This window comes from Streptomyces hoynatensis, assembly GCF_003626535.1.
GTDB lineage: Bacteria > Actinomycetota > Actinomycetes > Streptomycetales > Streptomycetaceae > Streptomyces > Streptomyces hoynatensis.
Window position 1 is genome coordinate 177,492 of sequence record NZ_RBAL01000008.1, and the last position, 12,886, is coordinate 190,377.

Genomic DNA, 12,886 nt, shown 5'->3' on the forward strand with positions numbered 1-12,886 from the left:
CTTTCGGGCTGGGGGTCAGCGCGCGGCGTGGGCGGGGAGCGGCCCGGGCGCCTTGCGCACGACGCCCTGCTGCACCACGTACCTGATGCGGTCCGGGTCGGCGAGGGCGGCGATGTCGGTGAGCGGGTCGCCCTCGCAGACGACGAGGTCGGCGGCCTTCCCCGGCTCCAGGGTGCCGATCAGGTCGGCCAGGCCCAGGAGTTCGGCGGCGGTGCGGGTGCCGGCGACGATGGCGTCCATCGGGGACATGCCCAGGGCGACCAGGTGGATCAGCTCCCTGAGGTTCCTGGCGTGCGGGCAGACGCCCGAGTCGGTGCCGAGGGCGATCCTGGCGCCGCGCTCGATGGCGCGCGAGATGTTGACCTTGGTCTTCTCCGACCAGCGGATCTTCTTCTCGTAGTGGTAGGGCTCCATGCGGGACCTGTCCAGCCCGTCGAAGGTGGTGGACAGGGTCGGCACCAGGAAGGTCCCGCGCTCAAGCGCCAGGTCCAGGCCCTCGTCGTCGATGCCGTAGCCGTGCTCGACGCTGGTGACGCCGCCCCGGATGGCGTTGCGGATGCCGGCCGTGCCCTGGGCGTGGGCGGCGACGGGGCGGCCGCCGTGGCGCGCGGCCTCCTCGACGACGGCGCGGATCTCCTCCTCGGTGAGCCCCTCGTCGTCGGGCTGGTCGTAGGGGCTGCCCATGCCGCCGGTGGCGCAGAGCTTGATGACGTCGGCGCCCTCCCGCAGCAGCCGCCGGACGGCGACGCGGACCTCGTCGACGGTGTCGGCGATCTCGCCGAGCCCCGCGCTGGTGTCCAGGCCGGCGGGGCCGTGGGGGACGGAGAAGTCGGCGTGGCCGCCGGTGTGGCCGAGGATGCGGACGGCAGTGTGCAGGCGCGGGCCCTCGATCAGGCCCTCGGCGACCGCGGTGCGGAAACCGGCCGGCGCCCCGCCGAGGTCCCGCGCGGTGGTGACGCCGGCGTGCAGGGTCCGGCGCATCCGCTCGGCGGTGCGCAGCACCTCCACGGTCGGGTCGGCCGCAAACCGCCGCCCGATCTCGGCGGAGGAGCCGACCGCGAAGTGGACGTGGCAGTCGACGAAGCCGGGCAGGACGGTCTGCCCGGCCGCCTCGACCAGCCGCGCCCCCCGGGGCCTGGGCGGCGCGGCGGCGGCCGGTCCCGCGTACGTCACCTCCCCGCGCTCGCCGGTGTGCACCTCGGCGTCGGCGACCGGCGCGGCGCCGGTGCCGTCGACCAGGCGCGCCCCGGTGATCACCAACGGCTCGGCCCGGCGCGCATCCACTCCGGTGTACGGCCCTCCCACTGACACTGCGGCTCCTTGCGTTCGGCTGCGTCCCTGTCTTCTGGGCTTCGGAAGATGTGGCCGATATCGTCCGTACTGAACGTTGCATGTCCATTAAATTGCCGGATTCGACCAGGAGAGTTCCGTGGTTGCAGGATATGGATCGCCCATGGAGGCGCAGGGATCGGTCACCCCGGTCACTTCCGTCGCTCTGGACGAGCTGGATCTGGCCATCGTGCACGCCCTGCAGATCCGGCCCCGCGCGTCCTGGACGCTGGTCGGCGAGGTGCTCGACGTCGATCCGGTGACGGTGGCCCGCCGCTGGAACCGGTTGCACGCCGCGGGCGCGGCCTGGGTGGACGGCTACCTCTCCCCCGCGCGGGCCGACCTGGCCTGGGCCCAGGTGGAGATCGTGGTGGAGGGCGCCCGGCTGGCCGAGGTCGCCGGGACGCTCTGCGACGAGGCGCAGGTGGTGAGCCTCAAGCACACCTCGGGCACCCGCGACCTGCTGGCCCTGGTGCAGGCGGTGGACCTGGACGCGCTCGCGGCGTACGTGACCGAGCGCCTGGCCAGGGTGCCCGGGGTGCGCGCCACGCGGCTGCACGTCATCACCGACGCGCCCGCCGAGGGCGCCCAGTGGCGGCTGCGGGCGCTGACCGCCCCCCAGCGGGAGCGGCTGCGCCCGGTGCGGCCCGCGGCGAGCCCGCCGGAGGAGCCGCTGCGGCCGATCGAGCGGCGGATCGCGGTGACGCTGGGCGCGGACGGGCGGATGCCGCTGACCGAGCTGGCCCGCCGGGTCGACAGCAGCGTGGCCACCACCAGGCGGGGCCTGCGGCGGCTGGTGGACAGCGGACGGCTCTCGCTGCGCTGCGGCCTGGCCAGGCCGCTGACCGGCTGGCCGGTGTGGGCGGTCTACTTCGGCTCGGTGCCCGCCGAGCACCTCGACGCCACGGCCGCGGCCCTGCGGACGCTGCCCGAGCTGCGGTTCTGCACGATGACCGCCGGTCCCTACAACCTGATCGTGGACGTGTGGCTGCGCGCCCTGCACGACGTGCACGCGCTGGAGGCCCATCTCACCCGCGAACTCGGCCACCTGCGGCTGCGGATCAGCGAGCGCACGGTGGTGCTGCGGATGCACAAGCACGTCGGGCGGGTCCTCGACCGGCGCGGGCACAGCGTGCGGACCGTCCCCATGGACACCTGGCACGCCGCCTGAGGCCGCCGCCTCACGCGCCTCCCCTGCGCGCGCCTCGTCCACGCGCCGCCTTCGCGCGCCGCCGCCCGCCGCCGTCCTCGCAAGAGCCCGCGGGCCCGCGGCGGCTCAGGGGGCGAGGCCGAGGGAGGCGACCAGGTCGTGCATCTCGTCCCGGTAGACCGCCTCCGAGTCGCGGACGAGGGGGCGCAGGTGGCCGTAGACGTCCAGGGCCACCAGGCCGTGCATGCGGCCCCACACCCGCAGCGCCAGGGCGAGCGCCTCCGGCGGCAGCCCGGGAAAGTCCGCGCGGGCGTGCGCGACGAGGCCGGGGTCGAAGTCGTCCCAGTCGTAGGCCCGTTCCTCCGGCCGGCGCGCCCGGGCGGTGGGCCAGGCCGCGGCGACCAGGCCGATGAGGCTGGTGCAGGCCCGCAGCCCGGCCTCCTTGGCCGGGCCCTCCTCCGGCGGCCGGTAGCCGGGCACCGGGTCGCCGTAGACGAGGCGGAAGCCCTCGGGGTTGGCCAGCGCCCACGCGCGCATCGCCTGGGCCCAGGCCACGATCCGCCCGCCCGGGTCGGTCTCCGGGACGGCGTCCCTGGCGGACTCGGCGGCCTGGACGGCCGCGGCGTAGACGTCGCCGACCAGGGTGGTGACCAGTTCGTCCCGGGTGGCGAAGTAGCTGTAGATCGCCCCGGCCGTCATGCCCATCTCGCGGGCGATGGCGCGCAGCGAGATGGCGTCGGGGCCTCCCTCCGCCATCAGCCTGAGCGCGGTCGTCTTGATCTCCGTGCTGGTCTGCTCGCGGAGGCGGGCGCGGCGGCTCGTGGTCTGGCTCACCCTTGACACTCTACTCCGTTGGGTTACTATACGGCGCGTTGTTTATTGAACGCCGTGTACTAAATCCACACTGTAGGGAGTCATGGAAATTCCTCACCCGCACCCGGGGCCCGCCGCCCGCGCGGCGGGCCCCGGCCGGCCCTCCCCGGTCCCCGGGGGAGCCTCATGAGCGGCCCGCGGCACGGCTGGGCCGCCTCCTGGACCGCCTCCCCGCAGCGGCCCGGCGCCGGCTTCGCCCCCAACTGGTCCCAGGAGGGCTTCGCCGGCCAGACCCTGCGCCAGACCGTGCGGCTGAGCATCGGCGGCGAGCGCCTGCGGATACGCCTGTCCCACCGCTACGGCACCGCGCCGCTTCGGGTGGCGGGCCTCACCCTCGGCGCCGGCGCGGGCGGCGCCGCGGTCGAGCCCGGGACGCTGCACGAGGTGACCGTGAACGGCAGGGCGGCCTTCACCGTCCCGGCCGGCGCGGACCTGGCCACCGACGCGGTGCCCCTGACGGCCGGCGCGCTGAGCCGGGTGACGCTCTCGCTGTACCTGGCCGAGCCCTCGGGACCCGCCACCTACCACGCCCAGGCGCTGACCACGACGTACCGGGCGGAGGGCGACCACCGTGCCGACCTCGGCGGCACCGGCTTCGCCGCCGCCTCCGCGTCCTGGTACTTCCTGAGCGGCGTCGACGTGGCACCGGGGCCAGGCGACGGGATCGTGGTGCTCGGCGACTCCCTCACCGACGGGACAGGCAGCACTCCCGGCGCCGACCGGCGCTTCCCCGACCGGCTCGCCGAGCGCCTCGCGGCGGCCGGCCGGCCGCGCGCGGTGCTGAACCAGGGCATCGGCGGGAACCGGGTGACGGTCGACTCGCCCTGGCTCGGCGAGCGCGCCACCGCCAGGTTCCGGCGCGACGTGCTGGAACAGCCCGGGGTGGGGACGGTCCTCGTCCTCGCCGGAATCAACGACATCGCCCTCGGCGGGCTGGACGGCAACTCCCCCTTCCCCGTCCTCGCGCCCTACCCCCGGGTCACGGCACAGGAGGTCGTCGCCGGGCACCTGGACATGATCCGGCGGGCCAGGGCGGCCGGGCTGCGGACGGTGGGGGCGACCCTGCCGCCGATGCGGGGCTCGCTCTTCTCCACCCCGGAGGGGGAGGCGGCGCGTGCGGCGGTCAACGCCTGGATACGCGAGTCGGGAGAGTACGACGCCGTCGCCGACCTGGCCCGGGCGCTGGGGGACGCCCTCGACCCGGCCCACGACTCCGGCGATCACCTGCACCCGAGCGACGCCGGCTACCTGGCGATGGCGGAGGCCGTGGACCTCGACCGGCTGTAGGCCACGGGCACCCGCCGCCCGGGGCCTGCTCCCGGCGGGCCCGCCGCCGGCCGGCCCGCCGCCCAGGGAGCCCTCGCCGCCCAGGGGCCCGCCGACGGTCACGGGCCCGCCGCCGCGGCGGTGGCCGCGGGTCAGGGGCCGACGTACTCGAAGACCCCGCCGCAGGGGTGCCGCAGCACGGCGCGGTGGCCATTCGGCGTGGGGGACGCGGGAGCCACCACCGCGGCGCCGGCCGCCACCGCCTCCTCCACCGCCGCGTCCAGGTCCGCCACCGCCAGCGTGGCCGCCACGCCGGCCACGCGCTGCGCGGCCTCGTCCGGGCCGCTGAACAGGAGGAACGGTCCGACGCTCGCCAGCGAGACCCCGGCGAAGGCGAACCGGGACGCGGTGCTTCCGGTCAGCTTCTCGTAGAAGGGCACGGCCGCGTCCAGATCCTCGACCCGCTGCCGCAGGACCACTGCTTCGATCGCCACGTCCGCCATCCTCGCACCCCGTCCCGCCACGCCCGAAGGCCGTGTGCCGGGCCAGGGCGGGGCAGCCCCGCGCCCCGGGCAGGCCCCGCGGCTGACCCGGCCCCCGCCGGACGGCGTACGGGGCGCCGCATCCTCCGCCGCGGGCCGCGGAGCCGGCGGCCCGCGGCGGTCACGGCGGGTTCAGTCCCCGGCCCCCTGGCTCGCGGACCCGGCCTTCCCGGCGGACTCGCCCGAGCCGCGCTGCCGCGGCGCCGCGGCGCGCCCGCGCCCCGCCCCCGCCTTCGCCGGCTTCGCCTCGCCCGGCTTCGCCGGCTTCGCCTCAGCGGCCGTCTCCCCGGCCTTCCCCTTCGCCGGCTTCCCGCTCTCCCCGCCCCCGGCCGGGACCTCCCGGTCCGGCAGCGGAACCACCTCGGCGCGCAGCGCCCCGGCGTACGCCTCGTCCGGGTCGAGGCGGCGCAGCTCCTCGGCGATCAGCTCGGCCGTGGAACGCACCTTCAGCGGCAGGGTGCGGGTGGGCTGCCCCGGGATGGACAGGCGGGCCACCGGGCCCTCGGGCCGGTGGATGTGGATGTCGCCCTCGGGTGTGTGCAGGCTGACGTCGGTGACCACGGGCCCCTCGTTGACGACCTGCCGCACCGGGACGCCGAGGCGGTCGGCGAACCAGCCGGCGAGCAGCGCGGCGCTCGGGTTCTCCGGTTCGCTCTCGATGGTGGCCCCGGTGATCGTCCGGTTGCGGGTCTGGTCGAGGGCGGCGGCGAGCATGGTGCGCCAGGGCGTGAGCCTGGTCCACGCCAGGTCGGTGTCCCCCGGGGTGTACGAGGCGGCGCGGGCGGCCAGTTCCGCCAGCGGCTCGGCCACGGCGTAGCTGTCGGTGATGCGACGCTGGGCCAGGGTGCCGAGGGGGGCGCGCGCCGGGTTCTCCGGTGCGTCCACCGGCCACCAGACCACCACGGGCGCGTCGGGCAGCAGCAGCGGCAGGACGACGGAGTCGGCGTGCGCGGCCAGCTCCCCGTGCAGCCGCAGCAGCACCGTCTCGCCGGTCCCCGCGTCGTCGCCGACCCTGACCTCCGCGTCGAGCCGCGACTCGGGGCGGCGGGCGGTCCTCCTGGCGGGGCGGCGGATGACGACCAGGATGCGGGAGGGGTGCTCGGTCGAGGCGTCCCTGGCCGACTTCAGCGCGTCGTGGGCGTTCTCCTCGTCGGTGACGATGACCAGCGTCAGCACCATGCCGACCGGCGCGCCCGCCGTCCGCCTGGCCCGGACGATGGCCGCGTTGATCTTGCTGGATGTGGTGTCGGTCAGTTCGGTGCTCATGCCCGCCGCCAACTCCTTCCCTCAGGGCTTCCGTCGCGGCGCGGACGCCGGGGAGTGGCTCCTCCCCCGCCGGATCGTATCCGCGTATGCATCAGTGCTCGGCGGCGCCCGTTTCATTCCCCGCCGGGACCCCCCGTCCCGGGGCCCGCGGGACCGCCTGCGGGACCCCTTGACGCCTCCCGGGACCGCCTCTATCTTCCTCCGCGGATCTTGAATCGTTTCACGCACCGGTCGTTCACGCGCGGTTCACACCTGAGCGGAACAAGGAGTGCCATGGCTGGTTCTGCGATCGCCCCACCCCTCCTCCACCTCCGCGACGTCACCAAGTCCTTCGGCCCCGTCGCCGCAGTCCGCGGCGTCTCCCTCCCCCTGTACCCGGGGGAGGCGCACGCCCTCGTCGGCGAGAACGGCGCCGGCAAGTCCACCCTCGTGAAGATGCTGGCCGGGGTGCACCGGCCGGACGCGGGCCACGTCGAACTCGACGGCCGCCCCGTCGCCCTGGCCGACCCCGCCGCGGCCAGGGCGGCCGGCATCGCCGTCATCCACCAGGAACCCACCCTCTTCCCCGACCTGACGGTGGCCGAGAACATCTTCATGGGCCGCCAGCCCACCGGGCGGCTGGGCCGGATCGACCGGGCCGCGATGGAGGGAGCGGCGGCCCGCCTCTTCGCCAGGCTCGGCGTCGCCCTCGACCCCGGCCGCCAGGCCCGCGGCCTGTCCATCGCCGACCAGCAACTCACCGAGATCGCCAAGGCGCTGTCCGTGGACGCGCGGGTCTTCGTCATGGACGAGCCCACCGCGGCCCTCTCCGGCATCGAGGCCGAGCGGCTCTTCTCGGTCACCAGGGGGCTGTGCGAGCGCGGCGCCGCCGTGCTGTTCATCTCCCACCGCTTCGAGGAGGTCTTCGCCCTCTGCCGGCGGGTCACCGTGCTGCGCGACGGCCGCCTGGTCTCCACCGGCCTCGTCGCCGACGTCACCGTGGACACGGTGGTGCGGCGGATGGTGGGGCGCGAGGTCTCGGCGCTCTACCCCAGGGAACCCGGCGCGGGAGCCGCCCGGGGCGAGGTGGTGCTCGACGTGCGGGGCCTGGGCAGGCGCGGGGTCTTCGAGGACATCTCGTTCACCGTGCGCGCCGGCGAGATCGTCGCCCTGGCCGGGCTGGTCGGGGCGGGCCGCAGCGAGGTGGTGCGGGCGGTGTTCGGCGTGGACCGGCACGACGCGGGCGAGGTGCGCGTGCGGGGCCGCCGGCTGCCCCCCGGCTCCCCCGCGGCGGCGGTGGCGGCCGGCCTGGCGCTGGTGCCCGAGGACCGGCGCCGGCAGGGCCTGGTGATGGAGCTGTCGGTGCAGCGCAACGCCGCCCTCACCCGGCTGCGTCACCTGGCCAGGCTCGGCCTGCTGTCGGCCCGCCGCGAGCGCCGGTTCGCCGCCGAGTGGGCCGGGCGGCTGCGGGTCAGGCACGGCGGGCTCGGCGACCCGGTGGGCACCCTGTCCGGCGGCAACCAGCAAAAGCTCGTCCTCGCCAAGTGGCTGGCCACCGGGCCGCGGGTGCTGATCGTGGACGAGCCGACCCGCGGCATCGACGTGGGCAGCAAGGCGGAGGTGCACCGCATCATCTCGCGGCTGGCCGCCGAGGGCCTGGCCGTGCTGATGGTCTCCTCGGAGCTGCCAGAGGTCCTCGGCATGGCCGACCGCGTGCTCGTGATGCGCGAGGGAAGGATCACCGCGGAACTGCCGCGGGCCGAGGCCACCGAGGAGTCCGTGATGTTCGCGGCCACCGGGCAGCGGGAGGTGCGGGCATGACGGCGGCCGACGCGCACTCCTCCCCGGCCTCCCCGGACGCCCGGGCCGCCCAGAACGCCTCCCCCTCCCCGGCCCCGCCCGCCTCCGGTGCGCCCCCGGCCGGGGGGCGCGCGCCGGGTCCCTCCGGCGGACGCCGGGGGGCGGCGCGCCTCGGGGCGGCGCGCGAGACGGGCGTCCTGCTCGCGCTGCTGCTGCTGGTCGCGGGCACGACCCTCGCCAACTCCCGTTTCCTCTCCGCCCAGAGCGTGAAGGACATCCTGCTCGGCGCGGCCGTCATGGTGGTGCTCGCGGCGGGCCAGACCCTCGTCGTGGTCACCCGCAACATCGACCTGTCGGTGGGCTCCGTCCTCGGCCTGGCCGCCTTCGCCACCGGCAAGCTGTTCGTCGCGCAGCCCGGCGCCCCGCTGCCGCTTGCGCTGCTGGTGGGACTCGCCCTCGGCGCCGCCTGCGGGCTGCTCAACGGCGCGCTGATCGCCGCCGCCAGGGTGCCCGCGCTCGTCATCACCCTCGGCACCCTCTACGTGTTCCGCGGCCTCGACCACTCCTGGGCCTCGGGCGAGCAGATCAACGCCGCCGACATGCCGCACGGCTTCCTCGACTTCGGCACCGCCACGGTCCTCGGCGTCCCGGTGCTCGCGCTCATCGCGGCGGCCGTGCTGCTGGCCGTCGGCGTCTTCCTCGGCTCCTACCGCACCGGCCGGGAGCTGTACGCCATCGGCTCGGAGCCCACCGCGGCCCGGCTGTCCGGGATCAGGGTCGGCCGCCGGGTCTTCCTGGCCTTCGTGATCAGCGGTGCGCTGGCCGGCCTCGCCGGCGTCCTGCACGCCGCCAGGTTCGGCACGGTGGACGCCACCGTGGGCACCGGCATGGAACTCCAGGTCGTCGCGGCCGTGGTGGTCGGCGGCGTCGCGATCTTCGGCGGCAGCGGAACGGCGTACGGGGCGGCGCTCGGCGCACTGCTGCTGACGACCATCGGCAGCGCGCTGACCGTGCTGCGCGTCGATCCCTTCTGGCAGCAGGCCGTCGACGGCGGCCTCATCCTGGCCGCGATCTGCCTGGACCGGGTGCTCGCGCTGCGGGGTACGCGGCGGGCCAGGGCGAAGGAGGCCCCGCATGGCGCATGACACCCTCTACGCCTCCCGCCCGCGGCGCGCCCGCCGGGCCCGCCGCGCCGCGGGCCCGGGGCCGCTGCGGCCCCTGCTGCGCTGGGACGGGGCGGTGGGCCTCGCCCTGCTGCTCGTGGCCCTCGGGGCCGCGCTGCTCGTGGACGGCTTCGCCACCGCGGGCAACGTGCGGTTCCTGCTGCTCGACGCCGTCGCCGTCGCCCTGGTGGCCCTGCCGATGACCCTGGTCGTCGTCACCGGCGAGATCGACCTCTCGGTGGCCAGCGCCCTCGGCCTGTGCAGCGCCGTGATGGGGCGGCTGTGGGTGGCGGGGCTGCCGCTGGAGCTGATCGTGGTGCTCGCCGTGGCGCTCGGCGCGGTGCTCGGCGCCGTCAACGGGCTGTTCGTGACCGCCTTCGCGCTGCCCTCGCTCGCCGTCACCATCGGCACCCTCGCCGCCTACCGCGGCCTGGCCTTCGTGGTGCTCGGGGACGACGCGGTGGCCGACTTCCCCTTCGAGTGGACCGACGCGGTCGCCGGCACGCTGCCGGGCGGCGCCGTGCCCTGGGCGATGCTGCTGACCGCGCTGCTCGCGGTCGCCTTCGGGGTCCTGCTGCACGGCACGCCCTTCGGCCGCGGCCTGTACGCCATGGGCAACAACGCGGAGGCCGCCGCCTTCGCCGGGATTCGGGTGGCACGCGCCAAGTTCTGGCTCTTCGTGGCCTCGGGCGCCACCTCGGGGCTGGCCGGCGTCTTCTGGACCCTGCGCTACGCCAGCGCCCGCGCCGACAACGGGCAGGGCCTCGAACTCTCCGTGGTGGCCGCCGTGTTGCTCGGCGGCGTCTCGATCTTCGGGGGGCGAGGCACGCTGCCCGGCGTGTTCTTCGGCGTGCTGCTGCTTGCCACCCTGCGCAACGCGCTCCAACTGGCCGACGTTCCGGCCGACACCCTCGACATCGTGACGGGCTCGCTGCTGATCGCCTCGGTCGTGGTGCCGAACGCGATCGCGAGGGCGCGGGCCCGGCCGGCGACGGGGCGCGCCGCCCCGGCCGGCGAGCCGACAGCACCGCCCCGCCAGGAGCGGCCCGAGAGGGAGGACACCGAAGATGCCCCTGCGTAGTGTGCGTATCCCGCGCATTCCCCGCACCCCGCACAGCCCCCGCGGCCCACGGCGGGCCGCGGCGCCCGGCCGCGCGGCGCGCCTGGGCGTGGCCGCCCTCGCGGCCTGCGCGCTGCTGGCCACCGCGGCCTGTTCCGGCACGACCCGCGAGGACGGCGAGAGCGACCGGGACGCGGGCGCAGGCGCCTCGTCCACGGCGACCGCCGACCCGAACGCCCCGCTGGCCGAGGACCTGGCCGTCGCCTTCCTGCCCAAGCAGGTCAACAACCCGTACTTCACGGTCGCCGACGAGGGCGGCCACGCGGCGGTCGAGGAGTTCGGCGGCGAGTACAAGGAGGTCGGCCCCTCGGAGGCCAGCGCCTCCTCCCAGGTCAGCTACCTCAACACCCTCGCCCAGCAGCACACCGACGTCATCGTCACCTCGGCCAACGACCCCAACGCCGTGTGCGGGGCCCTCAACAGCGCCCGCTCGGCCGGGGCCAGGGTGGTCACCTTCGACTCCGACGCCAGCCCGGAGTGCCGCGACCTGTTCGTCAACCAGGCCACCGCGGAGGACATCGCCCGCACCCAGATCGAGCTGATCGCCGAGGAGATCGGCGGCAGCGGCCAGATCGCGATCCTGTCGGCGACGCCGAACGCCACGAACCAGAACGCGTGGATCGAGCTGATGCAACAGGAGCTGGAGAAGCCCGAGTACGCCGGCATCGAACTCGTCACCGTCGCCTACGGAAACGACGAGGACGAGAAGTCCTTCCAGGAGACCCAGGGCCTGCTCAGCTCCTATCCCGACCTGGCCGGCATCATCTCGCCGACCACCGTCGGGCTGGCCGCCGCGGCGCGGTACCTCTCCGGCTCCGAGTACGGCGGGCGGGTCGCGCTGACGGGCCTGGGCACGCCCGACCAGATGCGGGAGTTCGTCCACGACGGCACGGTGGCGCAGTTCGCCCTGTGGGACCCGGCCGACCTCGGCTACCTCGCCGCCTACGCCGGCGCGGCCCTCGCCTCGGGACAGATCACCGGGGCCGAGGGCGAGACCTTCACCGCCGGCGAACTCGGCGAGTACACCATCGGCGCGGACGGCGAGATCGTCCTCGGCCCCCCGACGATCTTCACCGCGGACAACATCGACGACTACGCGTTCTGACCCGCGCGCCGGCCCGCGCGGCCACGCGCGCCGGCGCCCGTCCGGCGGCGGGGGAACGCCCCCTCCCCCGCCGCCTCCCGGCACCGTGGTCTCAGCCCGGTCGGCACCGCGTGCGCCGCGCGGCTGCCCGCCGCCGGGCCCTGCCCGCCGGGCCCTGCCGGGCTTCGTCGCGCGTACCGGGCGCGCCTACCAAGGCGTCCACAACGGGCGGGTATCCCAACCGTCCTGGTTTCGTGACGATTTTCGGTCCGATACGGAGAAACCGTATGCGCGTGCGATGATCTAGCCGCAGTAACGAGGCAGTTCGAGGGGACTCAACATGACATTCAGGACGCGCCGTCTGCCCATGGTCGCGGTGGCGGCCGCCGGCCTGCTGGCGCTGACCGCTTGCGGCAGCGACGACGACTCCTCTTCTCAGGGGGCCGACGGCCAGAAGAACTCCGAGGGCGCCACCGGCAGCGGCGGCGCGTCCGGCGAGGGCGAGGACGCGGCCGCCGGCGACTCGCTCGCGAGCCTGCCCCCGGAGGAGATCGCGGACCGCGCCCAGCACGCGCTGCAGTCCGCCACCTCGGTGCGTATGAGGACGCTGGGAGACCCCGCGGTGACCGGCATGGGTCTCGACCTCCACATGGACCAGGAGGGCTCCTGCGCGGGCTCCGTCACCCAGGGGGGCGCGGGCACGGTCGAACTCCTCGTGCGCGCGGACGACGAGGTCTGGATGAAGCCGGACACCCAGTTCTGGCAGTCGCAGCTGGCCGTCGCGAACCCGTCGGTGCTCAACCTGCTCGACGGCGTCTACCTGTACGGCCACACCAGCGACCCGGAGATGTCGCAGCTGGCCGGGGTCTGCTCGCTGGCGGCGATGCAGGAGGACATGGGGTCGGACGACGGCTCGGGCGCGCCGGACGAGGTCGGCCCCGAGACCGAATACAACGGCGTCCCCGTCGTCACCCTCTCCGGACCCGACGACGAGGGCAACCCGGTGACGATGCTCATCGCCACCGAGGGCGAGCCCTACCCGCTGCTGGTCCGCACCACGGAGGGCGGCACGGAGACCGAGATCGAGCTGAGCCAGTACAACGAGCCGGTCGAGTTCCAGGAGCCCCCGGCCGACCAGATCCTGAACGTCGCCGACTTCCGCACCGGCAACATCACGGCCTGATCCCGCCCCCGGCCCCGCGCCGCAGGCCCCGCCAGCCGAGCCCCCTCGACCGGCGGGGCCGTTTTTTCCTGCGCCGGTCGAGGCATGCGGCGTGCCTCCTCGCCCGGCGTGGAGTGACGGGTGCGGGCCGC

General features: G+C 75.4%; 11 protein-coding genes. 7 read left to right on the top strand and 4 right to left on the bottom strand.

Features of this window, described 5'->3' with window-relative positions:
* Positions 1–15: 15 nt before the first annotated feature.
* Complete coding sequence (locus D7294_RS16010) at positions 16–1,305, bottom strand: metal-dependent hydrolase family protein (RefSeq protein WP_241562415.1); 1,290 nt, start codon at positions 1,303–1,305, stop codon at positions 16–18.
* A 148-nt stretch (positions 1,306–1,453) separates the two neighbouring features.
* Between D7294_RS16010 and D7294_RS16015 the strand changes: the two genes are divergently transcribed.
* On the top strand, positions 1,454–2,500 hold the full coding sequence (locus D7294_RS16015; protein WP_120680183.1) for an Lrp/AsnC family transcriptional regulator: 1,047 nt from the start codon (positions 1,454–1,456) through the stop codon (positions 2,498–2,500).
* Positions 2,501–2,605: 105 nt separating this feature from the next.
* Here the strand turns inward: D7294_RS16015 and D7294_RS16020 are convergent, their stop codons facing one another.
* Entirely contained in the window at positions 2,606–3,313 is a 708-nt protein-coding gene (locus D7294_RS16020) for a TetR/AcrR family transcriptional regulator (RefSeq protein WP_241562400.1), read from the bottom strand.
* Between the two features lie 165 nt (positions 3,314–3,478).
* Here D7294_RS16020 and D7294_RS16025 point away from each other — a divergent pair, with 165 nt between their 5' ends.
* Positions 3,479–4,639 (top strand): SGNH/GDSL hydrolase family protein, encoded by a 1,161-nt coding sequence (locus tag D7294_RS16025; protein ID WP_120680185.1) that lies wholly within the window; start codon positions 3,479–3,481, stop codon positions 4,637–4,639.
* A gap of 131 nt (positions 4,640–4,770) precedes the next feature.
* Here D7294_RS16025 and D7294_RS16030 read toward each other — a convergent pair whose 3' ends face one another.
* Positions 4,771–5,112, bottom strand: a complete 342-nt coding sequence (locus tag D7294_RS16030; protein ID WP_120680411.1) for a VOC family protein — start codon at positions 5,110–5,112, stop codon at positions 4,771–4,773.
* A 180-nt stretch (positions 5,113–5,292) separates the two neighbouring features.
* Positions 5,293–6,426 (bottom strand): glucose-6-phosphate dehydrogenase assembly protein OpcA, encoded by a 1,134-nt coding sequence (gene opcA, locus D7294_RS16035; protein ID WP_120680187.1) that lies wholly within the window; start codon positions 6,424–6,426, stop codon positions 5,293–5,295.
* Positions 6,427–6,699: 273 nt separating this feature from the next.
* Between opcA and D7294_RS16040 the strand changes: the two genes are divergently transcribed.
* The 5 genes from D7294_RS16040 to D7294_RS16060 all read left to right on the top strand — a co-directional run bounded on the left by D7294_RS16040 (position 6,700) and on the right by D7294_RS16060 (position 12,755).
* Positions 6,700–8,226, top strand: coding sequence for a sugar ABC transporter ATP-binding protein (locus D7294_RS16040; RefSeq protein WP_120680189.1), 1,527 nt, complete (start codon positions 6,700–6,702; stop codon positions 8,224–8,226).
* A complete protein-coding gene (locus tag D7294_RS16045; protein ID WP_120680191.1) occupies positions 8,223–9,350 on the top strand; it encodes an ABC transporter permease in 1,128 nt (375 codons plus the stop codon). The genes D7294_RS16040 and D7294_RS16045 overlap by 4 nt, the downstream gene beginning before the upstream one ends.
* A complete protein-coding gene (locus tag D7294_RS16050) occupies positions 9,340–10,449 on the top strand; it encodes an ABC transporter permease (protein ID WP_120680193.1) in 1,110 nt (369 codons plus the stop codon). Before D7294_RS16045 ends, D7294_RS16050 begins: the two co-directional genes overlap by 11 nt.
* Positions 10,436–11,593, top strand: a complete 1,158-nt coding sequence (gene rhaS / locus D7294_RS16055) for a rhamnose ABC transporter substrate-binding protein (RefSeq protein ID WP_120680195.1) — start codon at positions 10,436–10,438, stop codon at positions 11,591–11,593. Before D7294_RS16050 ends, rhaS begins: the two co-directional genes overlap by 14 nt.
* Before the next feature lie 319 nt (positions 11,594–11,912).
* A complete protein-coding gene (locus tag D7294_RS16060; protein ID WP_147450843.1) occupies positions 11,913–12,755 on the top strand; it encodes a hypothetical protein in 843 nt (280 codons plus the stop codon).
* Positions 12,756–12,886: the final 131 nt, after the last annotated feature.